This is a genomic window from Cutibacterium sp. LaCa_255 (genome assembly GCF_057458005.1).
In genome coordinates this window covers 2378421-2402271 of record NZ_CP190956.1, presented here as the reverse complement: position 1 = coordinate 2402271, position 23851 = coordinate 2378421, and the positions used below count along the sequence as shown (strand labels likewise).

20 protein-coding genes, 1 tRNA gene and 3 pseudogenes are annotated in these 23851 nt (G+C 65.3%); 12 read left to right on the top strand and 12 right to left on the bottom strand.

Translation table 11 applies throughout. The annotated features are described in order from the left end of the window. The first annotated feature begins 61 nt into the window (after nt 1–61). The 5 genes and pseudogenes from pdhA to ACP8ML_RS10930 all read left to right on the top strand — a co-directional run bounded on the left by pdhA (nt 62) and on the right by ACP8ML_RS10930 (nt 5733). Nucleotides 62–1117 carry a pyruvate dehydrogenase (acetyl-transferring) E1 component subunit alpha gene (gene pdhA, locus ACP8ML_RS10950; RefSeq protein ID WP_171048670.1) on the top strand — a complete coding sequence of 352 codons (1056 nt, stop codon included), beginning with the start codon at nt 62–64 and terminating at the stop codon, nt 1115–1117. Beyond that, nucleotides 1117–2112, top strand: a complete 996-nt coding sequence (locus ACP8ML_RS10945; RefSeq protein ID WP_065673411.1) for an alpha-ketoacid dehydrogenase subunit beta — start codon at nt 1117–1119, stop codon at nt 2110–2112. The genes pdhA and ACP8ML_RS10945 overlap by 1 nt, the downstream gene beginning before the upstream one ends. A gap of 47 nt (nt 2113–2159) precedes the next feature. After that, on the top strand, nt 2160–3569 hold the full coding sequence (locus ACP8ML_RS10940; RefSeq protein ID WP_117189751.1) for a dihydrolipoamide acetyltransferase family protein: 1410 nt from the start codon (nt 2160–2162) through the stop codon (nt 3567–3569). A 167-nt stretch (nt 3570–3736) separates the two neighbouring features. Further along, nucleotides 3737–4249, top strand: a pseudogene (locus ACP8ML_RS10935) (integrase core domain-containing protein); the annotation flags it as partial. A 212-nt stretch (nt 4250–4461) separates the two neighbouring features. After that, on the top strand, nt 4462–5733 hold the full coding sequence (locus tag ACP8ML_RS10930; protein ID WP_117189718.1) for a threonine/serine exporter family protein: 1272 nt from the start codon (nt 4462–4464) through the stop codon (nt 5731–5733). Nucleotides 5734–5763: 30 nt separating this feature from the next. Here ACP8ML_RS10930 and ACP8ML_RS10925 read toward each other — a convergent pair whose 3' ends face one another. Continuing rightward, entirely contained in the window at nt 5764–6447 is a 684-nt protein-coding gene (locus ACP8ML_RS10925; RefSeq protein WP_117189717.1) for an EcsC family protein, read from the bottom strand. Nucleotides 6448–6770: 323 nt separating this feature from the next. On the opposite strand from ACP8ML_RS10925, the pseudogene ACP8ML_RS10920 reads away from it, so the two are divergent. After that, nucleotides 6771–6887, top strand: a pseudogene (locus tag ACP8ML_RS10920) (energy-coupling factor transporter transmembrane component T); the annotation flags it as partial. Between the two features lie 580 nt (nt 6888–7467). Here ACP8ML_RS10920 and ACP8ML_RS10915 read toward each other — a convergent pair. From ACP8ML_RS10915 to ACP8ML_RS10895, 5 genes and pseudogenes are all read right to left on the bottom strand, one after another. After that, nucleotides 7468–8550: an IS110 family RNA-guided transposase gene (locus ACP8ML_RS10915; protein ID WP_117189444.1), complete on the bottom strand. Its 1083-nt coding sequence runs from the start codon at nt 8548–8550 to the stop codon at nt 7468–7470. A 261-nt stretch (nt 8551–8811) separates the two neighbouring features. Next, nucleotides 8812–9684, bottom strand: a complete 873-nt coding sequence (locus ACP8ML_RS10910; protein ID WP_486702931.1) for a hypothetical protein — start codon at nt 9682–9684, stop codon at nt 8812–8814. A 269-nt stretch (nt 9685–9953) separates the two neighbouring features. Next, nucleotides 9954–10310, bottom strand: a pseudogene (locus ACP8ML_RS10905) (KH domain-containing protein); the annotation flags it as partial. Between the two features lie 190 nt (nt 10311–10500). Continuing rightward, a complete protein-coding gene (locus ACP8ML_RS10900; protein ID WP_117189442.1) occupies nt 10501–11574 on the bottom strand; it encodes an IS630 family transposase in 1074 nt (357 codons plus the stop codon). Between the two features lie 161 nt (nt 11575–11735). Next, nucleotides 11736–12149, bottom strand: coding sequence for a hypothetical protein (locus tag ACP8ML_RS10895; protein WP_117189441.1), 414 nt, complete (start codon nt 12147–12149; stop codon nt 11736–11738). Between the two features lie 347 nt (nt 12150–12496). Between ACP8ML_RS10895 and ACP8ML_RS10890 the strand changes: the two genes are divergently transcribed. The 4 genes from ACP8ML_RS10890 to ACP8ML_RS10875 all read left to right on the top strand — a co-directional run bounded on the left by ACP8ML_RS10890 (nt 12497) and on the right by ACP8ML_RS10875 (nt 15299). Beyond that, nucleotides 12497–13576, top strand: coding sequence for a nucleoside hydrolase (locus ACP8ML_RS10890; protein WP_016666248.1), 1080 nt, complete (start codon nt 12497–12499; stop codon nt 13574–13576). Nucleotides 13577–13699: 123 nt separating this feature from the next. Further along, entirely contained in the window at nt 13700–14047 is a 348-nt protein-coding gene (locus ACP8ML_RS10885; RefSeq protein WP_016666247.1) for a PadR family transcriptional regulator, read from the top strand. Further along, nucleotides 14044–14763, top strand: coding sequence for a DUF5808 domain-containing protein (locus ACP8ML_RS10880; RefSeq protein ID WP_117189440.1), 720 nt, complete (start codon nt 14044–14046; stop codon nt 14761–14763). Before ACP8ML_RS10885 ends, ACP8ML_RS10880 begins: the two co-directional genes overlap by 4 nt. Continuing rightward, nucleotides 14760–15299, top strand: a complete 540-nt coding sequence (locus ACP8ML_RS10875; protein ID WP_016666245.1) for a hypothetical protein — start codon at nt 14760–14762, stop codon at nt 15297–15299. Before ACP8ML_RS10880 ends, ACP8ML_RS10875 begins: the two co-directional genes overlap by 4 nt. A 170-nt stretch (nt 15300–15469) precedes the next feature. Here ACP8ML_RS10875 and ACP8ML_RS10870 read toward each other — a convergent pair. Next, nucleotides 15470–15540 (bottom strand) — tRNA-Gly (locus ACP8ML_RS10870). A 72-nt stretch (nt 15541–15612) separates the two neighbouring features. Further along, a complete protein-coding gene (locus tag ACP8ML_RS10865) occupies nt 15613–16224 on the bottom strand; it encodes a hypothetical protein (protein WP_117189439.1) in 612 nt (203 codons plus the stop codon). Nucleotides 16225–16366: 142 nt separating this feature from the next. On the opposite strand from ACP8ML_RS10865, the gene ACP8ML_RS10860 reads away from it, so the two are divergent. Beyond that, the gene (locus ACP8ML_RS10860; RefSeq protein WP_065673553.1) at nt 16367–17767 is read left to right on the top strand and encodes an amidase; all 1401 of its coding nucleotides are present in this window, start codon (nt 16367–16369) and stop codon (nt 17765–17767) included. 191 nt (nt 17768–17958) lie between these two features. Here ACP8ML_RS10860 and scpC read toward each other — a convergent pair whose 3' ends face one another. From scpC to ACP8ML_RS10840, 4 genes are all read right to left on the bottom strand, one after another. After that, the gene (scpC, locus tag ACP8ML_RS10855) at nt 17959–19473 is read right to left on the bottom strand and encodes a succinyl-CoA:acetate CoA-transferase ScpC (RefSeq protein ID WP_117189438.1); all 1515 of its coding nucleotides are present in this window, start codon (nt 19471–19473) and stop codon (nt 17959–17961) included. A gap of 277 nt (nt 19474–19750) precedes the next feature. Beyond that, nucleotides 19751–20545, bottom strand: a complete 795-nt coding sequence (locus ACP8ML_RS10850; RefSeq protein ID WP_117189463.1) for an aldose epimerase family protein — start codon at nt 20543–20545, stop codon at nt 19751–19753. 17 nt (nt 20546–20562) lie between these two features. Further along, on the bottom strand, nt 20563–21420 hold the full coding sequence (gene serB, locus ACP8ML_RS10845; RefSeq protein WP_117189462.1) for a phosphoserine phosphatase SerB: 858 nt from the start codon (nt 21418–21420) through the stop codon (nt 20563–20565). Nucleotides 21421–21484: 64 nt separating this feature from the next. Beyond that, entirely contained in the window at nt 21485–22486 is a 1002-nt protein-coding gene (locus tag ACP8ML_RS10840) for a class I SAM-dependent methyltransferase (RefSeq protein ID WP_249361278.1), read from the bottom strand. A 212-nt stretch (nt 22487–22698) separates the two neighbouring features. Here ACP8ML_RS10840 and ACP8ML_RS10835 point away from each other — a divergent pair, with 212 nt between their 5' ends. Continuing rightward, nucleotides 22699–23583 (top strand): pyruvate, water dikinase regulatory protein, encoded by an 885-nt coding sequence (locus ACP8ML_RS10835; protein WP_016666237.1) that lies wholly within the window; start codon nt 22699–22701, stop codon nt 23581–23583. Nucleotides 23584–23851: the final 268 nt, after the last annotated feature.

Here is a 23851-nt window from a genome sequence, read left to right as displayed (position 1 = left end):
CGATCCGGACCCATTCGTCCCGCCGGCAACACACCATCCCGTCAATCGTCCGGATCCTGCAATGGTGCGGATCCTCGACGACCAAGGACGCCTCACCCCCCATCCTGACTTCCCTGTCGAGCTGAGCGACGAGGACCTCGTCAAGGCCCTCGAGATGATGACCATGGTTCGGCGTCTCGACGTCGAGGGCACCGCTCTGCAGCGTCACGGAGAGCTCGGCCTCTGGCCCCCACACATGGGCCAGGAGGCCACTCAGGCCGGTGCGTGGCTGGCACTGGGTGACGGGGACCAGGTCTTCCCGACCTACCGCGAGCAGGGTCTTGCCCACGCGATGGGGGTCAGCGTCGCCGACATCCTCGACTCGTGGAATGGCAAGGCGCACTGCGCCTGGGACACCGTCGCCACACACTTCAGCGCCTACCCGGTGATGATCGGGTCGGGCACCCTGCATGCCGTCGGCTACGCCATGGGTATTCAGCGCGACGTTGAGTCCGGAAGCGCTCGGGCTGCCGTGTTGGACTTCCACGGTGACGGGGCGATGAGCGAAGGGGACACGAACGAGGCTTACGTGTTCGCAGCCTCGATGAACGCTCCTGTGGTCTTCGTGTGTGTCAACAACCAATGGGCCATCTCGGAGCCGACAACGGTGCAGTCCCCGACGTCCCTGTTCCGCCGCGCGATCGGCTTTGGCATTCCGGCGGTGCAGGTGGACGGGAACGACGTCGTCGCCATGACGGCCGTACTGCGATCGGCCCTCGACCATGCCCGCAGTGGAAAGGGGCCAGTCTTCGTCGAGGCGTGGACCTACCGCATGGGTGCTCACACCACCACCGACGACCCCACCCGCTATCGCACCGCGGAAGAGGAGTCGACGTGGGGTAAGGCCGACCCCATCGTCAGGCTGCAGACCTACCTGCAGGATCGTGGGGTCATCGACCAGGAATGGCTTGACGGTCTGGCTGAGCGCGAGGAGGCCTTCGGGGCCGAGGTTCGCGCCGCTGTCCACGAGAACCCCACGCCCGTCATGGCCGAGCTCATGTCGGACGTCTACGCCGAGCCGACCCCCGACGTCCTGGCCGACGCCGAGGAGATCGCCTCGTGGGAGGAGGACAACTGATGAGCGACAACGGTGCACGCCCACAGGGGGAGACCACCCTGGCCAAGGCCCTCAACGCGGGCCTGGCTGACGCCCTCGCCGCCGATGATCACGTGGTGATCATGGGGGAGGACGTCGGAACCCTGGGCGGCGTCTTCCGCATCACCGACGGCCTCAAGACCCAGTTCGGCGGCCGTCGGGTCATCGACTCCCCGCTGGCGGAGTCGGGCATCGTCGGAACCGCCATCGGCATGGCCATGCGTGGGTACCGTCCCTGCGTCGAGCTGCAGTTCGACGGCTTCAACGCCCCTGCCTTCGACCAGATCGTCTCCCAGCTGGCCAGGTATCGCGCCCGCGTGGGCGGACGGTGGTCCCTGCCGGTGACGATCCGCATCCCGTTCGGCGGTGGTGTCGGCTCTCCGGAACACCATTCGGAGTCCCCGGAGGGGTTCTACGCGAACACCCCAGGCCTCAAGGTGGTCAGCTGCTCGAACCCTGACGACGCCTACTGGATGCTGCGTCAATCCATCGAGAGCCCCGACCCGGTGATCTTCTTCGAGCCGAAGCGTCGCTACTACACCCGCGGCGAGGTCTCCGAGACCCCTGAACTCGGCCTTCACGAGGCGCGTATCGTCCGTACCGGTGCCGACGCCACCCTGCTGTGCTTTGGGCCCCTCGTAGAGACCTGCCTGGACGCTGCCGAGGAAGCTGCCCGGGAGGGACGCCAGCTCGAGGTTGTCGATCTGCGCAGCCTCTCCCCGCTTGACATGCAGACCGTCTATGAGTCGGTGCGGCGCACGACGAGGGCGATTGTCGTCCAGGAGGCACCGCGCACCCAGGGCATTGGCGCGGAGATGGCGGCACGCCTGGGCGAGGAGCTCTACTACGTCATGGAGGCCCCGGTTCTGCGTGTGACCGGGTGGTCGACCCCGTACCCGCCAGCCAAGGCCGAGGGTGAGCACATCCCCGACGTCGACCGAATCCTCGACGCCGTCGACCGCTCCCTGGCCTACTGACCACCGTCCGACATCGATCACGAGGTATTCACGTGAAGAACTACTGCATGCCCGACCCAGGCGAAGGGCTCACCGAGGGAGAGGTCGTCTCCTGGCGGGTGTCTCCCGGTGACACCGTCAAGATCAACGACGTGCTGTGCGAGGTCGAGACGGCCAAGTCGATCGTCGAACTCCCCAGCCCTTTCGCCGGGACCGTGGCGAAGCTGTGTGCCGAGCCCGGCGAGACGGTGGCTGTGGGAGAGCCACTGGTGACCATTGACGACGGTTCCGACGACCAACCCGAGGAGGAGCCGGAGTTCCTCGTCGGTCACCTGACCGCGGAGTCCGGACGTCGACGCCGTCGTCGCAGGGGAGCCGCGGTGTCGGCTGAAAGGGCACCCGAGAAGGCCCCCCAGACGCCGACCCTCAAGACCGGTCCAGAGACTGATGTCGAGCCCGTTCCCGAACCTGCGCAGCCGACACAGCCCGGGCGCCAGGATCCGCCGCGCATGGACCGCGCCGGGCATGTCCTCGCCAAGCCCCCGGCTCGACGTCTGGCTGCCGACCTCGGCATCGACCTCTCGACGGTGACGGGCACCGGCCCGCAGGGGGCGGTGACGAGGAGCGACGTTAAGGCGGCAGCGGAGGCCGGTCGTCAAGCCGCGTCTGAACCACCTGTCGTCGGTGCCTCTGCTGGCGACGCTGAGTTCGCGACCCTGTCGGTGATGTCTCGTCGTCTGCTCGGCGGTGTCCCGACCGAGCCTGACGGTCACACTCGCAGGGTCCCGGTGCGCGGCGTCCGCAAGGTGACTGCCAAGGCGATGAAGGATTCCCTGAACACCAAGGCCCTCGTGACGGCCTTCCTCACCTGCGACGTCACCCCGACGATGGACCTCGTCGCCCGGCTGCGTGCCGACCGCAGGTTCAAGGGACTGCGCGTCTCCCCGCTGACCATCTGGTGCAAGGCGGTGTGCCTGGCGATGGGACGCACCCCGGTCGTCAACGCCCGCTGGGACGACGCCGCCGACCAGATCGTCTTCCGCGACCAGATCAACCTCGGCATCGCCGCGGCCACCCCGCGCGGCCTCATGGTGCCCGTGGTGCGCAACGCCCAGGACATGACGATGCTCGAGCTGGCCGAGGAGATTACCCGCATCGTCGCCATCGCCAAGGAGGGCAAGCTCCAGCCCACCGACTACACCGACGGCACCTTCTCGATCACCAATGTTGGGGTGTTTGGTCTTGACGCAGGGACTCCGGTCGTCAACCGCACCGAATCGGCGATCCTCGTTCTCGGGACGATCGCTCGACGTCCGTGGGTCGTCGGGACCGGTGATGACGAGGAGGTCGTGCCCAGGTGGGTGACGACGATGAGCCTCGGCTTCGACCATCGCCTCATTGACGGCGAGGAGGGCTCGACCTTCCTCCATGACGTTGCGGAGATTCTCTCGGACCCGGCCTCGGCAATGCTGTACTGATCGACCTTGGCCGCTGGTCGAGGATGTCAGTGCGGTGTTTTCACCGCGGACGAGGTTGTTTTTCGGGCGTGATCGTCTCGCGCCGTGGCGCCGGTTGTGTGCATCGCTGTGGTCGGAATACCGGTCCTTGTCAACGAGAATCTCTTTGCCAACACCGGGTATGGCTCGGTGGCCTTCGCGTGGTCGGACGCGCCCAAGGAGTACGCAACCGTGGCCGATCCGCCAGCGGGGGTGGGTATCACTACATCTACAACGCCGTCGACGACCACTCCTGCCTGGCCTACGTCGAGGTCCTCAGCGATGAGCGCAAGGACACCGCCGCCGGGTTGTGGACCAGGGCCCAGGCCTGGTTCGCCAGCCAGGCCATCACCGTCAAGCGGGTCCTGACCGACAACGGCTCCTGCTACCGGTCCAAAGCCTTCACCAAGGCACTCAAAGACACCCACATCACGCACAAGTACACCCGGCCCTACACGCCCAAGACCAACGGCAAGGTCGAGCGGTTCAACAGGACCCTGGTCGCCGAGTGGGCCTACGCACGGCCCTACGCCAGCGAGACCGACCGCCTGGCCGAACTCCCCGGCTGGCTGCACCACTACAATCACCACCGCGGACACACCGCGCTCAAAGGCACATCACCCGCCGACCGCGTACCTAACCTGTCCGGCGATTACATCTAGGACAAACAGCTGTCGTCGAGGGAAGTGTGCGGGGGGTGTCTGTTGTGGCCGTGGTGTGTGCTGCCGTCTGTGCTCTCCTCGGGGTTGTCGGGTATGCACGAGGGCTGGGCGGAGTGAAATCCCTACGTCCCTGACCCGTAGATTGATTTCGGCCACTGACGTGCCGAAGGGCCCAAGGTGCGCGACGATTGATCCTGGCGACGGTATCGACGATGGGATCTGGAGTGGACGAGCTCGACGAAAATGGCGTCCGCCGACTGCTGGCTTACGTTGCCGCAGCCGGTATCGCCGGTGGTCAGCCGGTGCACGAGGTGGAGGCCGACACCCGCAGCATCGGTCGGTACCTGGGATGCCCCGACGTCCAGGTACAGGGTTGGCCCACCGGAGTCGTGGTGAGCCTGGGAGGTGGCACCCCCGCAACCTTCGAATCGGTGGAAGGAACCATCCGTCTGGACCAGAGCGCCACCACAGCTCGTATCCGTCAGCAGCTCCTCGACGGCACCATCGGCCCGGTCGAGGCCCTCGAGCAACTGCGGGACTTGCGTTCCATCCCGCCGCGTTACCCGCGCCTGGGTCTGCATGGTGGCATGGTATGCGTCGCCTCGGGCATCGCCCTGGTACTGCAGCCGTTGTGGCCCAGCGTGCTGTTCTCCGTGCTGGCCGGCCAGGTCACCGCCGGATTCATATGGTTGTGCGGCAAGAGGAAGGCCCTGGCCGTCCTCACCCCGTTCCTGGCCGCGTTCGTCGTCGCACTGTGTGCCTTCTGGGCCGCGCGACTCGGACTCATCGAGGGGCCGCTGCGAAGCCTGCTGCCGCCCATCGCGGTGCTGCTTCCCGGTGCCCTCATTGTTACCGGGGTGGCTGAACTGGCGGCAGGGGCGATGATGGCGGGCGCGTCGCGTCTGGGGTTCGGGACCGCCCAGTTGGCCATGTTCACAGCGGGTGTTCTCGGTGCGGCGTGGCTGACAAAGGTCCCCGTCGACCAGCTCAACAACCAGATCATTCCCTGGCGAGGGTTGTGGGTGCCATTCCTCGGCGTCCTGCTCCTGACCGCCGGGATGAGCCTCATGGAGTCGATACCCAGATACCTCATCCCGTGGGTAGCCCTCATGTTGGCCACCACCCTGACCTTCCAGATCATCGGCCAGACGGTTGCCGGGGCCACCTGGGGCGGCGGCCTGCTGGGAGCGACCGTGGCGAGTTTCGGATCATCGGTGATCGAGATGCATCGCCCGCGACTACCGCGTCTGGTGCTCTTCCTGCCGAGCTTCTGGTTGTTGGTCCCGGGATCCCTGGGCCTGGTGTCCCTGACCCAACTGGGCGCGGGTACCCCCGTGGCTGGCGCGACGGCGTTGGAGTCCACGGGAATCATTGGCTCGATCGCGCTGGGTCTGCTCATCGGCACGACGGCTGCGCGGGCTGTCGGACTGCTTCGTCGCAGCCGCACACATCGGCCCGGGGCACGCCGTCGGCAAACCTTCTGACGCCTCCCGGGCCGAACACAGATCCTGGCCTCAGCCGCGCGGGCGGCGGGTCGGGAACTGCTTGCGGGCGTAACGAGCGACGCTCCAGGTGGTGAACCCGTCGGTGGTGGCTCCGACTCCACCACCTAACACGGGCACGCGCTTGGAGACGAAGACCGGCAGTTTCTTGCCCGCAACCTGGCCCATGAGGACGTTGACGAGGTTACGGGCGACAACCTTCTCCAGATCGGCGTCCCCCACCGGGGCGGTGGCGATGCCCATCGGGGTCGTCGGAAGCTTCTCCTCGTGAATGAGGCTGTCGACCTCACGCTGACCCATGAGGGTGGCGAGGATGGCGGTCCGGACGCGCTGGTCGTCAAGGTCGTAGCCGCGCAGGTGGGCGATGGTAGCCACCATGCGGGCCTGGACAATCGCGACGCCTGAGATATTGGCGGGGATGGTTACGGCCAAGGTGACGACGCCACCGAGGTTGGAGACGAATCCCTGTGCACCGGCCATGGCGATGTGCTGGTTGACGAGGGAGTTGATGGCCTGTTCGACGTCACCGTCGTGCTTGGTGAGGGTCTTGCCAGCGGCCTGACGCGCTCCCGGCAGCGATGAGGCACCGTCGATGGCGAATCCCAGGATGCTGCGCAGCATCGAGACGGCCGCGCCGGGTGCCATGTCGGGTGCCTGAGCCAGCAGGGCCTTGCCGATGTTGCTTCCGATTCCCACGAGGGTCTCCTCTCGATCAACTCACCTCAAGGGTAGCCGTGGGGGCGGGGGCGAGTCCTGTGGTTGTTCGCGTTGAGGTGGTGTCGGGCAATACCCGTGGTGATCGTGCCTGCGTGAGGCCGCGATTCCTCCGAACGTGGCGTGCCCTCCAGCGTCACCAGTAGGAGGGCCTGTCTTGCTCGCGGTCATCCCCCCTTGTCAGGTCGTCAATGACCCCTATTTGTTAATGATGATAATCAATAGGTTAGGGTTGCCTTATGAATTGTGATGAGGCGCCCTTGACCCCACAAGGTCACACCCACCCGCTCCCGAGGGCCGGTGCCATGGCCGAAAGTGCACCGACCACCGCCCCTCGGCCCCGGACTCGGGGATTCCACGGCGCTGTGGACCCGCGCACCCTGTTCCTCTACGTCATCGTCCTCAACGTCCTTCTCATGGGAGCGGGGTCGACGCCTCTGGTGCTGGCCTGCCTCGGCGTCGTCGTGGTGTCACTCGCCCTCTCGACTCGCCCCAAGACGTGGATCGGGTGGCTGGTCTTCGTCATGCTGTGGGTCTTCTGCTGCTTCGCCCTTCCGGTCCTGTGGCACACGGCTGTCTCCGCATTCTTGGTCTTCATCGCCTTCTGGATGTTTCGTTTCGCAGGGGTCGTTGGCTCGGCAGTGGTTGCGATCAAGGTGATCGACGTCACCCGGTCAGTACACCTGATATGGGTGCAGGTTTTGTCAAGAGGGCAGGATGAGGCGCCACCAGGCTGGATGCTTGGTGGCGCCTCATCCTTTGTTGACCCGAAGTGGTGTTGACGAGGGGTTTCGCGTGTTTGTCGACGGCGATGTCAGTCTGATATTCGCGGGTTGGTTACCGCAGGACGGTGCTTTCGGCTCGGAACGTCACGCCTGTCTAGCATCGAGCGTCGCCGGCATCGTTGATGACGGCTGCTCATAGGTGTTTCGCGGGTCGTTCCGGTCGCTGCGTCACCCCTCGGGGACCTGGCTTCGGGCCAAGTTTGTGGGCCTCGAGGGGCTATTCCTCGAGGACGGCCAGGGACCAGCACCAGCCGGCGAGTTCGCGGGCGATGGCGGCGTTGGCGACGATGGGGCGCTTCTTGCGTTTCTTGAACTGGTTCCAGCGGTGGTTGAGGCGTCGGTTGCCCAGGTCTCCGCGGGCCCGGGCGGCCGGGGAGGCGAGGTCCCAGCGGTCGCGGATGGTCTTGCCGGGGACGTAGCGGTGCTGGTGATGCCAGGCAGCCTCGACCAGGAGTCGGCGCGCGTGGCTGTTGCCGGTCTTGGTGATCGGCCCTTGTGAGCGGGACTGGCCCGATGAGTTCTCCGACGGAATCAGGCCGACGAACGAGCCGATCGAGTTGCCGGTGAACCTGCTCCAGTCGCCGATCTCGACCGCCAGTCCGAACCCGGTCAGCGTCGAGATGCCGCGCAGGCATACGAGCCTGCGGACGGCATCGGTGTATTGACTGTTCTCGGCCATGGCTTCGATGCGTTCATCGAGACGGTCACGGCGGGCCGTGATCGTGATCACGGAGTCGTAGGCCTCGTCGAAGGCGGCCTGGACCAGCGGGGAGTCGAAGCGTTGCCTGCGCAGCCAGGCGTCATGCGCGTTGCTCCAGGCCTGCCCGCCGGAGTAGACGATCCCGTGTCGCAGCAGGAGTTTCGAGAGGCGGTGCCTGGCCCGCATCAGATCGGAGCGGCAGTCCTCACGGGCCCTCACCAGGTCGCGTGCTGCTTCGGTGAGCTCGTCGGGGACGGTGACTGCGGTGAACGCATCCAGCCGCAACAACGTCGACAGGTGTTCGGCGTCGATCGCATCAGTCTTCACCCGCGAACCGGAAGGCCGCTGGAGCTTGGACGGGGCCGCGACAACGGTTCGGATGTCGTGTGACAGCAGGGTTCTGGCCAGACCATAGCCCGTCGGGCCAGCCTCGTAGATCGCCGCCGACGGGCCGGGCAGCGCCTTGATCCAGGCCGTCACCTCCACGGGGTCGGGGCAGAGTCTGGCTTTGAAGATTTCTCCGGTCTGGACGTCCATCGCATGCGCCACCACGGAGCGGGCATGCACATCCAGGCCAACACTCGTACGCTCGGTAAACAACCGGGGCCTCCCACGTATGTCGGAAAGGCCAGACAGGCCGCCCCTGTCCGGCAACCCACGAATCGTTGCGCGGAGAGGCCCCGGCCTGCCAGAGCTTCACCCCAGATCGGGGTCACCCATACCGTCTAGCACCGAAGTGGGCCGGGCCACAGGACGCCGTCGCCGTGTGACGCACCCACGACGGCGGCCCGCTCCGGCGCGGATACGACACCGCCCGCCCCGGCAGGAAGCCGGGGCGGGCGAAGAAGATGCCACAGGGATTCAGTTGATGTAGAACGGTCCCTGGCGCGTGATGGTCTGCGTCTGGCCGCTGGGCAGCCGATAGGTGACCGTGCGGACGGAGACGGCGGCCGCGAACTGGGTGCGCGTGTCCGTCAGGCCGTTGGCGGTCGCGTAGTAGGTCAGCGTCGGGGTGGCACCGCCGCCGGCACTCTGCGGGACGTAGGTGTGCGGGTACTGACCGTCTGTCACGCCCGTCGCGAAGAGGTAGCTCTTGCACGTGCCGTCCGGGTTGTAGGTCGGGGCGGGCAGCAGGGAGGCCGGCACGACGCCGCCCTGTGTGGCGGCCGTGTAGGTGAACTCCCACGCCTTGCTGACCCCGAACGTGCCCGTGTAGTTGGGGTAGTTGTTCTTGAAGGCGGTGGCGTACCGGCTGAAGTCGTAGTCGAACCAGTTGCGGGTCATGGCCCCCGTGGCGCCGTTGGCCGGATCCCACACCTTCGCGATGGGCGAGCCCGAGCGCTGGTAGAAGCTGATGTCGGTGGTGGTCCGGGTGTTGTTGGCCGTCCAGCGGCACCCGGTGATGTTCTGGTAGCTGGAGTTGCACAGATTCTTGGAATCTTTGACGTGGGAGTTGCCGAGGTCGTAGAAGCCCGGCCCCCGGCCCCCGTTCACCGAGTCATCGCGGGCCATGAAGATGAACGACTGGGTCATGCTGACGATCACGGCGTCCGCGGGGATGTTCATGACGTTCATCCACGTGCCGGTGAAGTCGAACGTCTGTGTGGTGGTGCCGGAGGTGGCGGCGCCCCAGTTATAGGTGAGGTCCGCGTATGCCTCGATCTTCGACGTGCAGTTCGAGGGCTTGCTGGCCGCATAGGCCGGAGCGGCGGCGACACCTGCGATGGCGGGCACGGACCAGGCCAACCCTTGAGAGACGCGCCGGCGTGACACGGCGTGATCAGAGCGATGGGACGAGGTTGATGTGTTGTACATAGGCACACCTCATGTTGTGGCGGAGACGGTTCTTGGTGTTCCAGGCGGGTGCATCTCGCAAGCTACATCCGTGCTGAAACGCGCATGTCCTACCCCCCGAGACGGGGATGTTGCGGATCCCACGTTAGCAGGAGAATCCAGGGACCGTGACCCTTCCGGAATGGCGTACCTCACACTGGGCCTCAGGCTCAGAAGCCGAGCCGGCCGAGCTGCTTGGGGTCGCGCTGCCAGTCCCGGGCGACCTTCACCCGCAGATCGAGGTAGACCGGTGTGCCCAACAGCCGCTCGATGCTGGCACGGGCGTCGTGGCCGATCTCGCGCAGCCGGGAGCCGCCCTTGCCGATGATGATGCCCTTCTGGCTGTCCCGCTCGACGAAGACGTTCGCCCACACGTCCATCAGCGGCCGATCCGCGGGGCGGTCCTCGCGCAGGGACATCTCTTCGACCACATCGGCCACCGAGTGCGGCAGTTCGTCGCGCACGCCCTCCAGGGCGGCCTCGCGGATGAGCTCGGCGACCATGACCGCCTCCGGCTCGTCTGATACTGGGTGCAGGTTTTGTCAAGAGGGCAGGATGAGGCGCCACCAGGCTGGATGCTTGGTGGCGCCTCTCCTTGTGTTGACCCGAAGTGGTGTTGACGAGGGGTTTCGCGTGTCTGTCGACGGCGATGTCAGTCTGATATTCGCGGGTTGGTTACCGCAGGACGGTGCTTTCGGCTCGGAACGTCACGCGTGTCTAGTGCGGCGTGTTTGAAGTTGCCGAACGGTTGGCTGTGGTGAGGATTTCGTCGGCGGTTTTGGTCCAGACGAACGGGTGGCAGCGGTCGTTCCAGCCGTTGACGAAGGCCCGGATCTTCTGGTTGAGGTCCTTCACCGAGGGAAAGACGCCTCGCTTGATGGCCTGCTTGTCGATGATCCCGAACCACACTTCGACCAGGTTCAGCCACGAGCCACTGGTGGGAGTGAAGTGGACGTGGATCCTCGGATTGGCGGCGAGCCAGTCACGGACCTCGACGCGTTTGTGGGTGGCGTAGTTGTCCATCACCAGGTGCAGCTGTTGGTCGGGGTAGGCGCGAGCGACCTGCTCCAGGAAGGCCAAGAACTCCTGGTGACGATGCCGGGGTTTGCACGCGCCAGTCACATGCCCGGTGGCGATGTTCAGGGCCGCGAACAAGGTCGTGGTGCCGTGGCGCACGTAGTCATGGGTGCGGCGTTCGATCTGCAAGGGCTGCATCGGCAGCGTCTTCTGCGTGCGGTCCAGGGCTTGGATCTGGGACTTCTCGTCCACGCACAACACCACCGCATTCTCCGGGGGCGCCAGATACAACCCGACCACGTCGGTGACCTTGGCGACCAGCTCGGGATCGGTGGAGAACTTGAACGTGCCGCTGCGCCACGGCTGCACCCCATACTCACGCCACGCACGGGCGATCGTCGCGTTCCCCACGCCCAGGTGGGCGGCGAGCAGCCGGCTCGACCAGTGCGTCACGCCATACTTCTTCGGCGGGGGCTTCAACGTCGTGGCCACGATCTGACGATGATCCAGCCGCCGTGGCCGACCAGAACGCGGCGCATCGGCCAGGCCGGCCATACCGCTGTCGGTGTAGCGTCTGCGCCACGTCAGCACCGTGTTCTTCGACACCTGCAGCTGCTCGGCGATCCGCTCGTTCGCCACACCATCCGCGGCCGCCAACACGATCCGGGCCCGCAACACCCCACCCGCCCCAGCAGTACGCGACCGCGTCAACGACTCCAACCGTGCACGATCACCCTCACGCAAACCCAACGGCGGGGCAGGAGAATTGGCCATGACCCATTCTCCCAAACCCCAACCATTCAAGAACTAACGACACGCCGCACTAGGCCTTGGTATCCGCGAGGTCGATCTCGAAGATTGGCCCCGCCCCTGAAAGACGGGCTACGCAAGCACTGCGCGTTGACGACTCCCGCCACCGTAATCATGAGGACCCGCTAGGACTTTTTCTTCGTGTCCCGGATCCCCTGGATGAGGATCGCGAGGATCCCGATCACCATGACCCACGCCATTTCCCCGACGGCGCCGTACCACGGCTGGACGAGGGCGGTGAGGGCGAGGACGATAAGAGCCCACGCGGCGAGGATGGGCGTCAGGATGAGCAAACGTGCAGCTCGCGTCTGGCCCGGTTTGCCTCCGCTGCGGGGGAACATTCGGTTCTCGCCAACCAGTTCCAGCAGGATCTCGCCGGGGATTCCGATGAGCAGGACTCCGACGAACATCCTCAGCGACCAGCGCCAACCGATGAAGATCGCCACGATCGCGAACACCACAGCCATGCAGACCGTGAACGCGACGGTGCCCGCAAGGATCCTCTCAGCGCGGGACGGTTCCTTCTCCTCGACGGCCATGACTTCCTCACACCTCACACTCGCTCGCCAGCATCGTCACGCACGTGGCTGACGACCTGCTCCGACAAGGCCAAGTGTCCTCCAGGAAGGCTAACGACCAAACCGAGGGCTCCAGGCCGGACCGGGAATGCTGCAAGACATGTCAGCGGACGTGGGGATCAGTTGCACCGAATCCGTCGCCTCCTATCTCGATGAGGGTTCCGGGGCCGACGCCGACTCCGATACGAATGATGAGGTCCACCCAGTCGAGCATGATTCCTTCCAAGATTCGGGCAGGGCGGCACCAGGGGACAGTGAAATGTGTGGCACATACCCGTTGGACAATGAGGGGGGCAGGACACGCGGATGTGCGAGTCCTGGAGCAAAGGCGCTCTGACCAGCCCGAACAGCCTCAGCAGAAGGTGAGGTGGGACGACTCAACGATCAGTGGTGCGGTGGAGGGCCTCTATTCTGACGCCATGCCCACACGTTTCTTGCCGGTTCTGCTCGATTGCGACCCTGGGATTGACGACGCGTTCGCGCTGGCCTACCTGGCGTGCCGCGACGATGTCGAGACCGTCGGGGTGGTGACGACAGCTGGCAATGTCGGTCAGGACGACGTGCTGCGCAATGCCCTGGGGCTGACCGAGCTGCTCGGGATGGATGCCCCGGTGGCGCGTGGGGCGGACGCGCCCCTCCTCGAGCCGGTGATGACCGCCGAGGAGACCCATGGACCCCACGGTTTGGGGCATGCCCAGCTGGGGGACTGCGGACGTCACCCCGATGGGCGCAGCGGTGCGCAACTGTGGGTGGATCTTGCCCGGGAATACCCCGGCGAGCTGGTCGGCATCGTCACCGGGCCGCTGACGAACCTCGCGCTGGCGCTGCGGGAAGAACCGGACTTGCCGCAGTTGTTGCGGGGGCTGCACGTCATGGGTGGAGCGATCAACCACCGTGGCAACACCGGCCCGACGAGCGAGTGGAACATCGCGGTGGACCCGGAGGCCGGCCATGAGGTGTTCGAGGCATGGGGGAAGGCGTCCAAACGGGTCGTGCTTGGGGCGTTGCAGGCCACTGAGGTCATCAGGCTGGACGAGAGGGATCGTCGGGCTGTGAAGGAGCTAGGGGAACATCCGGTTGTGAAAGTCTTGGCCGACGCGCTGAGGTTCTACTTCGAGTTCCACGAGGCTGACGGGTTGGGATGGTGTGCGTACTTGCACGACCCGCTCGTCGTCGCCAACGCGGTGACCGGGAGATTTGCGACGACGCGGCCACTGGCCGTCGACGTCGAGCTGACCGGGACGCTCACCCGTGGCCAGACCGTCGGTGACGAGATGGGGCGGTGGGGCAAGGAGCCCAACGTCGACCTGCTGTGTGACGTCGACGCCGAACGGTTTATTGAGCACCTCATCTCGACGTTGCGGGAGGGGCTAGGCGCCGGGCGCTGAGATCAGGCGGCGTTTGGAACGAGCGGTCGACGAGCCTCTGGTAAGAGCAGGGGATGCCTCATTGAACTACTATGCAATGCAGGGTACATTGTTAGTCAAGCTACTTGGTTGAGGAGGAAAACCGTGGCGGAACGACAACTGCGCAAGGGTGCGCTCGAACTCGTCGTCCTCGGGTTGCTGGCGAGCAAACCGTCCTACGGAGGGGAACTCGTGGACAGGCTCGAGAAGGAGACGGATCTGGGCGTGTCTCAGGGGACGCTGTACCCGTTGCTCAACCGACTGCGTCGCGGTGATCTGGTTTCGACCGAGTGGCAGGAGTCGCCGTCAGGGCCTCCGCGCAAGATCTATCGCCTGACTGCCACCGGTCGAGGCTACCTGACAGAGCTCATCGATGAGTGGTCGCGCATCGCAGCCGCCGTCGACCGTGCCACCAACGATAACCACAACACTTCTGGCAAGGAGAGATCATGAACCTCTGGACTCGAGACGATGATGGCGTGCGTCGCCTGTTCGGCATCCCCGTCGGTGCGCCGTGGGGGAGCGGCTCCCGCATTGCGCTGCGCGGTTTCGAACCTGAGAACCCGCACCTGCTAGTGCCTCGCGCTGTGGGCATCGGATGGGATCTCAATCTGGGCGCCGTCGCCGTGCGCCTGGGGCTCATCCGCCCCGACGACTCCCTGCCCGACCTCAACGAATACGTTCCCGAGACGCTGCGTCGCGGCCTGGTTGCAGCGCCGTGGATCGGGGCCGGCGTCGCCAGCAGCATGACACTCGGATTCGTCAAGGCTGACCGGGTGGCGACGTCGTGGTCGCTCGGCGGCAAACCCAACCACTACATGAGCGGTGTGGCAGCAGCCCTGACGACTACCGGAATTACCACGGCGGCAGCCCTCTACCCGCGCTGGGTCGGGAAGGAGGATGGAGCTGACATCGCCGCGACGGCCCAGGCCCTGGGCATCCTGACCGTCATCGGTATGGCAAATCGGGCTGCCCGCAAGGAAATTCGTCGTCCCGGGAGTCGTCAGCCCCTCGCAGTGACCGGAGCGGTACTCGCGCCGGTCGTCATAGGTGGAGTGCTGATCGGAACCGTCAAGGTCGCGCTGGACGGGGTTGCACAGTCACTCGCGCATGGCGGCAAGGCGGGTCAGTCCGGGGAGCGAGGCCGCAACATAGGATTCCACTCATGAAGTACCTCCGATCCGTGGCCGTGATCTCAGCGGTCCTGCTCATCGCCGTCGCGGTCGCGAGGTCCTTCAACCGGTTCATCCCGGCTGTCAACAACACCACGATCGCCATCGTCGATCTGTGTCTGGTCGCTCTGGCCGTCGAGGTCATCGCCGAGTGTGCACGCATGCCCGGACGCACGAAGGGGTGGCGCATCGGGCGGGCCATCGCGATCATCGCGGCGGTGGTGGTGAGCGGGGTCATAGGGTTCCTGGCCCTGCTGTGGAGCGCCTTCGAAGGTGACGGAGGCGGGTCGTTCACCAAGGACGGCGAGACCTACTACGTCATGAGGACGTTCCCCGACAACGTCGTCATGTACCGAAAGACGTCGCCGGTGACCATGGCGGAGTCTGCGTTCGCCGACGACTCTGGCCACGCCCTCGGATTCGTGCCGATGCCGGTCGCCCTGTCAATCAGTCTGGATGAGTACGGCGGGGAGTACTCACAGATCCTGGCTGATGTACGTCGTGATCATCCCGATTGGCTCACCGACCGGTAGCTCATGGTCCGGCGAACGGTTCATCTCGCATCCATCAGACCGCCCGTCGGTGGCCGTGTGGGCCGGATTCGTGGCCGGAATTCTCTTCCTCCTGGCGGCCGTCGCAACGTTGAGGAAACCCTCGACCGACGAGTAGCGATCATAGAGGACCCGGAAAAGGGCATGAAGAGAGCGGGCGACGGGAATCGAACCCGCGTGTCCAGCTTGGGAAGCTGGCGCTCTACCATTGAGCTACGCCCGCATGTCTCCTGGGGAGACTCGTCACAGCTTAGCGCACCTCGTCAGATCAGTGCGACTCACCCCGCCGGGCCAGTCAGTAATGCTGCGGAACGCGGCCGTAGATGACTGGGGCATCGAGGCGGCGAGTCTCGGGCGGCTTCGGACGCTGCGAATCCATCCACCGGCGCACCGACGGCAACCAGACGATGACCCCGGCGGCGACGAGGAACGGCATTCCGATCCACGCCACCCAGTTCAGGGTCACGGCGGCACATCCGACCGCGACGCCACCGATGGCGCCCCAGCGCACCCAGGGACGTCCCAGCCAGGTGTTGACCGCGAGGATTCCCGGCATGGCCACCATGGCACCGGCGATGCACATCATCGCGGTCGCCAGCAGTACTGACGCCAACGATCCCGGTCTCGGGTGGGTCCACGTCAGGAGGTGGGTCGCCTGGATGAAGGTGCTCATGTGAATGGACTGCCACCAAGCAACGAGGAGCGCGACGGTGGCACTGATCGCCGCGGCAAGGTAGAGCCCGGCGGTGCTCCTCCCCACCCTTGCCGACGATGCGACATGGACCTGAGGATCCTCGGGCGGGGGGAGCGTGGCGATGGTCTCGGCGCTGGCACGTGGTGGCGTGCTCGGTGAGACTCGTCGTGCCTCCGCATGGCGGGGTTGTGGGTGGGTGGGTTGCTCGGTCACGATCCTCCTGGCGACGTGTTGTTCCAGCCTAGACGTAACTGCTGACCAGGGGGCCCTAGGTGGGCAGGTTGTTGTGCCACCGCCGGGACATGTGCGCATGAATGCAGGACCGGCATGGCGCGACCCCGAAGGTGGTAGGACCATGACCATGAACCCATTGACCGCCCTGGAAACCTCCACCCGCATCGCCGCTGGTGACGTCGAGATCGTTGAGGTCGTCGACGCTGCCCTGGAAGCGGCACACGCCGATGAGTGCCATGCCTGGACTTGGATCGACGATGATGGCGCCCGACTCGCCGCGCGTGAGCTCCAGCGTCAACGTGATGCTGGACACATCCGTCCTGGTCCGCTGTTCGGCGTCCCCTGTCCGATCAAGGACCTCAACGCGTTAGCTGGCGCGCCCCGAGCCATCGGTAGTCGGGCCGTGGGTGGGGCTCTGCCAGACCACGAAGACGGCATTGTCACGCGGCTCAGGGCTGCCGGAGCCATCCCGATCGGGACGACCGCCGCTCCCGAGTTCGGACTTCCTTGCTACACCGAACCGGACGGACGCGAACCCACCGTCACCCCATGGGACCACACCCGAATGGCGGGAGGGTCCTCTGGCGGCGCCGCGGCTGCGGTTGGGGCTGGTGAGGTACCCATCGCCCAAGGATCCGATGGTGGCGGCTCGATTCGTATTCCGGCTTCTTGCTGCGGGGTCGTTGGTCTCAAGCCCAGCCGAGGCCGGGTCTCGGCCGGGCCTTACGGGATTGACGGTCCTGGGCTGGTGAGCGGCGGGGTACTGACCCGCACGGTCCGTGACACCGCTGCTGCCCTCGACGCACTGTCCGGACCGTGGCCCGGAGATCCCTACCATGCCCCCGCTCCGACTGAGTCCTATCTGTCGGCCTGCGACCGGGGCCTGAGACGGCTACACGTCGGGATCCTGCGCGAACCCGTTATTGCTGATACCGAGGTTGCCCCGGACATCCTGGCGGCGCTGGACCGGACGGCCGCCACCCTGGAGTCGATGGGTCACATCGTCGAACAGACAGGTGCCCCTTTCGGCCCCGAGGAGTGGGAATCCTTCCAGTGTGTGTGGGAGGTGGGCGCAGCTGCGATCCCGGTGCCTCCGGAACGTGAGGAATTGTGCACCCCGATGTCCAGGTGGTTACGTGCGCAGGGGCGAAGGCGCACCGGAGTCGAGCTGGCTGAGGCCTTGGCCGGTATCCAGATGGTGGCGCGTCACGTCGGGCAGCAGTGGCAGAGGTTTGACGTCATCGTCAGCCCCACGCTTGCTCAGCCACCCCTGCCGGTCGGAGCTTTGCGCAATGACAACGATCCATCGGCAGATTTCGACGCGCAATGCCGCTTCACCCCATGGACGAGCCTGTGGAATATCACTGGTCGTCCGGCGATGAGCTTGCCGCTGCACACCACACACGTCGGCGGTGTCGAGCTGCCGGTCGGCATCATGATCGGCGGTCAGATGTACGACGAAGCCACTCTGCTGGCGCTCGGATGCGCCCTGGAAGCTGCGCGCGACGACAATCCTCGGTGAGCAGACTCTCCGGGTGAAGCGGGAGTTTTGTCACCGAGTTTGAGACGCTGGCTGCCGTACAGCGGCCTACGTGGTGGCGCCTGGCCCACACCTTGTCCGGCGTGACAAAATCGTCACCTGCTACACGCACCGCGCACAAAGATCGCCCCAGAACCACGATGGTCCTGGGGCGATCGTAGGGGTCAGCGAGCTCAGCTCTCCTTCATGGTGCCGGTCTCGAGGAACCGGGTGTGCCACGAGTACGCCTCGCCGAGGAGGTGCGGGGTGTGCTTGAACTTGCAGTCACGCAGTGCACGCTCGTAGTAGTCCATCAGCATCGGACGGTAGTCCGGGTGGGCGCAGTTCTCGATGATCTTCGGGGCGCGCTGACGCGGTGCCAGACCACGCAGATCGGCGATGCCCTGCTCGGTGATGATGACCATGCCGTCGTGCTCAGTGTGGTCGACGTGAGAGACCATCGGGACGATCGCCGAGATGGCGCCGCCCTTGGCCGTCGACGGAGACACGAACGCCGAAATGTAGGCGTTGCGGGTGAAGTCGCCGGATCCGCCGATGCCGTTCATCATGCGCGAGCCCATGACGTGGGTCGAGTTCACGTTGCCGTAAATATCGGCCTCGATCATGCCGTTGGCGCCGATGACACCGAGGCGGCGAATGACCTCGGGGTGGTTCGAGATCTCCTGGGGGCGCAAGATGATGTGATCGCGGTAGAAGGCCGCGTTCTCGTTCATCTTGTGCGCGTACTCGGGCGACAGCGAGAAAGCGGTGGCCGAGGCGACGTCGAGCTTCCCGGCATCGATGAGGTCGATCATGCCGTCCTGGATGACCTCGGTGTAGGAGGTCAAATGCTCGAGGTCGGAGTGGAGCAGGCCGTCGAGAACAGCGTTCGGGATGTTGCCCACGCCCGACTGCAGCGGAAGCAGGTTCTTGGGGATGCGTCCCTGCTTGACCTCGTGGTCGTAGAAGTCGAGGAGGAACCCGGCGATCTTGCGGGAGTCGTCATCGATCGGCTTGAACGGGGTGTTGCGATCGGGGCCATCGGTCTCGATGATCGCCGCGACCTTGTTCTGGGGGACGTGGAGGAACTTGTCACCGATCCGGTCACCGGGGTGGGTGATCGGGATGGGCACTCGGTTCGGAGGAAGCGCGAACCCACCGTAGATGTCGTGCATTCCCTCGAGGTCCTCGGACTGCCACGAGTTCACCTCGATGATGATCTTGTCGGCGACGTCACAGTACACGGCGTTGTTACCGACCGAGGAGGTGAGGACGACGTCCCCATCCTCAGTGATTCGGGTGGCCTCAATGACGGCGTAGTCGACCTTTCCGAAAAAGCCCTGACGCACCATCATGCCCGACTCCGACAGGTGAATGTCGGTGTAGAAGGATGTGCCGTCGTTGATCTTGCCTCGCATCTGGGGATCGGACTGGTATGGCATGCGCCAGCCGATGCCATCGACGGAGGCGAGGGCGCCGTCGAGTTCGGGAGCGGTCGAGGCTCCGGTGAAGACGTTGACGGTGAACTTCTCGCCGCGATCGTGGGATTCCTTGATGCGCTTGGCCAGGGCACCCGGAAGCGCCTTGGGGTAGCCCGACCCAGTGAATCCACCGAATCCGATTTGGTCACCGTCATTGATGAGCGCAGCCGCGTCGTCCGCGCTCATCACCTTCTGACGCAGGGCTGCGTTCGCAATCCGCTCTGACATCTGTCCTCCTGCCACCGTGCGGCTGGTTGTCGGTGACGGTGCACGGCGCTACCCGTGAGCCGTCGAAGAAACACTGTTTTCGTTCCCGTTGAATGCGGTCCGAAACGTTGACAACACTTTATATGGGGGTGCTTGGCGCGGGATGGGGCACCCCTGCTTTTTGGGCTCGGAACGGCACTGTCGATCCATGATGACTGGCACGCTCGAACGACTGTGCATGACACGCCTGAGACAGCTCGGGTGGACGTGCATCGAGCCCCTCCGACCGCAACCATGCTCACATTCTCGTGACGGTGATTGTCGTCGTCAGTACGAGGTCGGTGCCGGGGTCGAGGGGGACGGCACTGTCCTTGCAGACGCCGGTCTCGACGCACACGAAGTCGCGCCAGGCCTGAGCCGTCGGGCTGTCGCCGATTCCTGACGAGGAGCGTGGGTTCCAGATCACCGCGCTGGGGCAATTCGTCGTCGTCAGGTGAATTTCGCGTCCCCAGACCGGATCGACGAGGGTCGGGGCCGGCCCGACTCCCTGGATGACGGTGTCGGTGTCCGGGGCCATGAGGAGTTCGTCGGCGTCGAAGGACCCCTCGTCACCGGTCGCGAAGTTGTGCCAGTCGGCACCGCGGACGCCCCGGACACGCGCCTGGTCGGCGTCCCCGACACGCAGGTAGGTGTGCCACATCCCCTCGACGACTCGGGGCTTCTCGTCCTGGTTGGTGAGAGTGAGCGTCATCTGCAGCGCGGTGTCGGTCATGACCACCTCGTGGCGAATGCCGATGGAGGCGGTCTCAGCGGTTCCGACGACGTGGAGGGGTTCCGCGACCGTCACTTGGAAGTCGGTGCGGCGGGCCAGGCCGTGCTGGGGATCCTGGTCATTGTTCGGTCCGTGGCCAAACCATGGGGCGCACAACGGGACACCTCCCCGGATGACTGCGTCGGACTCGTCGGCGTGCTCGGGGTCGAACCAGATGACGGGTTTGTCGTCGGCCTGCCACGCCAGCACCTGGCAGCCGTGCTCTGCGACCTGCCATGCGCCGTCATGAGCGGTGTGAAGGATTCCGGGGAGGTTGGTCATGCCCCCCATGATCGTGGTCATCGTTCCCACACTGCGCGAAGCGCGTCGATCCGCTCACAACGGATGGTGTTTCGTGCAGCCTCGACGGCGACAGGTTTGGCGCAGAAGGCGATGGCCAGTCCGGCGGCGGCAAACATGTCGAGGTCGTTGGCGCCGTCTCCCACCGCGACTGTTCGCTCAAGATCTACCTCGCGTTCCTCGGCCCAACGACGCAGCCAGGTGGCCTTGGCGGCCCGATCGACGATGTTCCCGACAACCCGGCCAGTGAGGTGGTCGTCGACGATCTCGAGCTCGTTGGAGGCTGAGAAATCGGCGCCGATTTCCGCAGCAAGCGGATCGACCATGGCCGTGAACCCTCCTGACACCAACCCGACGGCTGCGCCGACCTCGTGCGCCGCGGCCACCAGTTCCGTCGCACCCGGGGTGACGACGGTCGCCTTGCGAGCCTCCTCGAGGGCCCCGACGTGCAGACCCTCCAGACACTTGACGCGCTCATGAAGGGACTCGGCAAAGTCGAGCGTTCCGGCCATCGCCCGGGCCGTTACCTCACTGACCTCCTCAGCCTTCCCTGCACACTCGGCGAGCAGGTCGATGGCCTCGGTGCGCGTGACCGTCGAGTCGACGTCACAGACGATGAGACCGGGCGGCTCGACAGCCAGGGCGCCATGGGGATGCAGGACGCCGGCGCCGGTCTGGGCGGCGAGTTCGCGTACCTGTGTCATGTTGCCCTCGAAGGACATGGCGTACTCGAAGATGTGAGCGGCCCAGTCACTGGTGTGGATGCCGCGCATGCAGGCGGAGTCGGGCCAAAGAAGGGTGCCGGGGGAGCGGAGGCTGGAGCGATCGTCACTGACGAGGATGACGCGAGAACTCATCATGGCACCACGGTAGGTGGGTTCCGGCCCGTCGGGTGAGGGTTCCGCTCCTCGGCATGATCTCCTACCCGCGGACGGTCCGCGTGACGGTGTACTGACGGTTCCGCGAGACCTGGCGAGTCGGCCCGACCGTGCGCCGTAGATGGGATGCCCACGGCAGGTGATTGTTGTAGACACACCACAGGCTGCCGCCGGGTCGCAACACGCGAGCGGCGTCGGCCAGCATGGCCAGGGTCGGGGCGTGGTCCTGGGCGGTTCCGCGATGGAAGGGCGGATTGGTGACGACGACGTCGACGCTCTGGTCGGACAGGACGGACAATCCGTCACACCAATGGGTGACGATGTCGAGTCCGTTCGCCCTGGCGGCGAGACGAGTCGAGTCGACGGCCTGCCAGGAGACATCGGTGGCGTTGACGGTAGCGTCTGGGAGTCTGCGTGCCAGGTGTGCGGAGATGATGCCGTTGCCGCACCCCAGATCGACGACGTCGGTGTTGACGTCGGCCGCGATGGCGTCGAGGTGATCGAGGAGCAGAGACGTTCCGGCGTCGAGGCCTGTGGTGTGGAAGACGCCGCCATGGGCTCGGATCATCAGGCCGTTGACGGTGTTGGCGCGCGGCCATTCCCCAGTGACGGCCGGGTGCTCCCGAGGAGACGAGAAGTGCAGCACGCGGGCCTTGCGTACTCCGAGGCTGGCGTGGACGTCGTCGAACCAGCGGGCAGCGACGTCGTTCATGGACCGGGCCATGTGCTTGATGCGTCCGCCTGCGACGATGTGGGCATCGGGTCCGAGAAGTCGCCAGAGAATACCGAGCAGTTCGTCGAGTTCGTCAAGACTGGAGGGCAGGCCCATCCACACCACCGGGGTGCTGCATTTCTCTATCGTCAGAGGGTTGAGGCGAATACCCTCAGGGATCGCGGTGAGGTCGCGGCAGTCGTCAGACCACGCCGTGGCGCCTTTGCCGGATAATGGCACCAAGGAAGGGCGACCTAGCACCCACACAGCCTTGGCCAGCGGTGATTCGGCGACGATGAGTTCGTCAACGGGGTCCAGGGTGGCGGCGTCCATGGTGGCAGTCTCCCAGACCACGGGTGCCGGACACAGCCGAGAGATGGACGCAACAGGTGTGCCGGAGGATGGTCATACCTGCGATGACTACACGGAGCTGCCAGAAAACGGTCCAAACAGGCGATGGTGACGTTGACATGGGCATTTTTTGGCAGCTCCGTGTATCAAACCCGAGTACTCAATCGATACCGGCCCCGCTCTAGGATGGCGACATGGCAGAGTCGCCCCTGGAAATTCACGTCATCGCCGATTCGACGGGTGAGACCGCCGTTCGGTTAGCCCGCGCCGCCCGCAGCCAGTTCGAAGGGGTCCACTGGCACATCGTGCGCCATCCCATGATCGGCACCGTTCCGGAAATGGTTGCGGCCCTGGAGGCCGTCAAGGAGTCCCATGACGCGGGGCAGTGGGTGTGCGTGGTGCACACCCTCGTGCTGCCCGACATGCGCCACATGGTCACCGATGCCTGCGAGGAAATGGGTATCCGCGAGGTCAACCTCATGGGCCCCATGCTCGACGCGATGGAGGAGGCTTCTGGCCTTGACGCCGACGCCGTCCCACGTCGTCCCGTGGGCGTTGAGGCCGACTACTTCACCCGTATCTCCGCCATGGAGTTCGCGGTTCGTAATGATGACGGCGCCATCCCCGATCGCCTGACCGAGGCGGACATCTGCCTGGTGGGTGTGAGCCGCTCGGGCAAGACACCGCTGTCGATCTACCTGGGTTACCTCGGCTACAAGACCGTCAATGTCCCGCTCGTACCCGGGATCGCCCCGCCAGTCGAGTTGGCGGCGGTCGATCGTTGGCGCATCGTCGGCTTGACGATCGACGCCCAGCGGCTGCTGGAGATCCGTGGACGTCGGGTCCGCGGGCTGGGAGGTTTCGGCAATGAGGACGGTTACGCCGACCTCGCCGCGATCTACGACGAGCTGGACGAGGTTGGCAGGATCCAGCGACGACTGGGTTGCCCCATCATCGACACCACGGGTCTGGCCCTGGAGGAGTCCGCGACGAAGGTCATCGACATCGTCGATCAGAGAGCCAAGACGGCCGGGACGAGGTTGCGCAAGCCGGCAGGGTCCTATCGCACTAGACCTTGATCACCCGAGGATGATCGGGGACGGCCAGCGGTTTTGGCTTGCCCCAGGTCACGTCGTTGTCCCTTGCCCGTCTTAGATGCTGGTCGTGTTGGTTGTGGGAGGCATCGTGTCGCTGGCCGGGTACCAGAATCCGCGGCTCGAGGAAGATAGTCGGGAAGCATCTGCGACAAAGGTGGGAGATATGTCACGCCCCGCTCCGGCGAGCCCGGACGAGACATGAGTTACTTCGTCATCCTTGGTTGCTCCTACTCGTGAAAATGGGACGAGA

Excerpts from the sequence above, each read along its gene's own strand:
- serB (WP_117189462.1), bottom strand. The coding sequence starts at position 21,420 with ATGAGTTCTCGCGTCATCCTCGTCAGTGACGATCGCTCCAGCCTCCGC.
- ACP8ML_RS10945 (WP_065673411.1), top strand. The coding sequence starts at position 1,117 with ATGAGCGACAACGGTGCACGCCCACAGGGGGAGACCACCCTGGCCAAG.
- ACP8ML_RS10860 (WP_065673553.1), top strand. The coding sequence starts at position 16,367 with ATGACCATGAACCCATTGACCGCCCTGGAAACCTCCACCCGCATCGCC.
- pdhA (WP_171048670.1), top strand. The coding sequence starts at position 62 with ATGGTGCGGATCCTCGACGACCAAGGACGCCTCACCCCCCATCCTGAC.
- ACP8ML_RS10895 (WP_117189441.1), bottom strand. The coding sequence starts at position 12,149 with ATGGCCGTCGAGGAGAAGGAACCGTCCCGCGCTGAGAGGATCCTTGCG.
- ACP8ML_RS10880 (WP_117189440.1), top strand. The coding sequence starts at position 14,044 with ATGAACCTCTGGACTCGAGACGATGATGGCGTGCGTCGCCTGTTCGGC.
- scpC (WP_117189438.1), bottom strand. The coding sequence starts at position 19,473 with ATGTCAGAGCGGATTGCGAACGCAGCCCTGCGTCAGAAGGTGATGAGC.
- ACP8ML_RS10835 (WP_016666237.1), top strand. The coding sequence starts at position 22,699 with ATGGCAGAGTCGCCCCTGGAAATTCACGTCATCGCCGATTCGACGGGT.
- ACP8ML_RS10900 (WP_117189442.1), bottom strand. The coding sequence starts at position 11,574 with ATGGCCAATTCTCCTGCCCCGCCGTTGGGTTTGCGTGAGGGTGATCGT.
- ACP8ML_RS10840 (WP_249361278.1), bottom strand. The coding sequence starts at position 22,486 with ATGGACGCCGCCACCCTGGACCCCGTTGACGAACTCATCGTCGCCGAA.
- ACP8ML_RS10850 (WP_117189463.1), bottom strand. The coding sequence starts at position 20,545 with ATGACCAACCTCCCCGGAATCCTTCACACCGCTCATGACGGCGCATGG.
- ACP8ML_RS10940 (WP_117189751.1), top strand. The coding sequence starts at position 2,160 with ATGCCCGACCCAGGCGAAGGGCTCACCGAGGGAGAGGTCGTCTCCTGG.
- ACP8ML_RS10875 (WP_016666245.1), top strand. The coding sequence starts at position 14,760 with ATGAAGTACCTCCGATCCGTGGCCGTGATCTCAGCGGTCCTGCTCATC.
- ACP8ML_RS10930 (WP_117189718.1), top strand. The coding sequence starts at position 4,462 with ATGGGATCTGGAGTGGACGAGCTCGACGAAAATGGCGTCCGCCGACTG.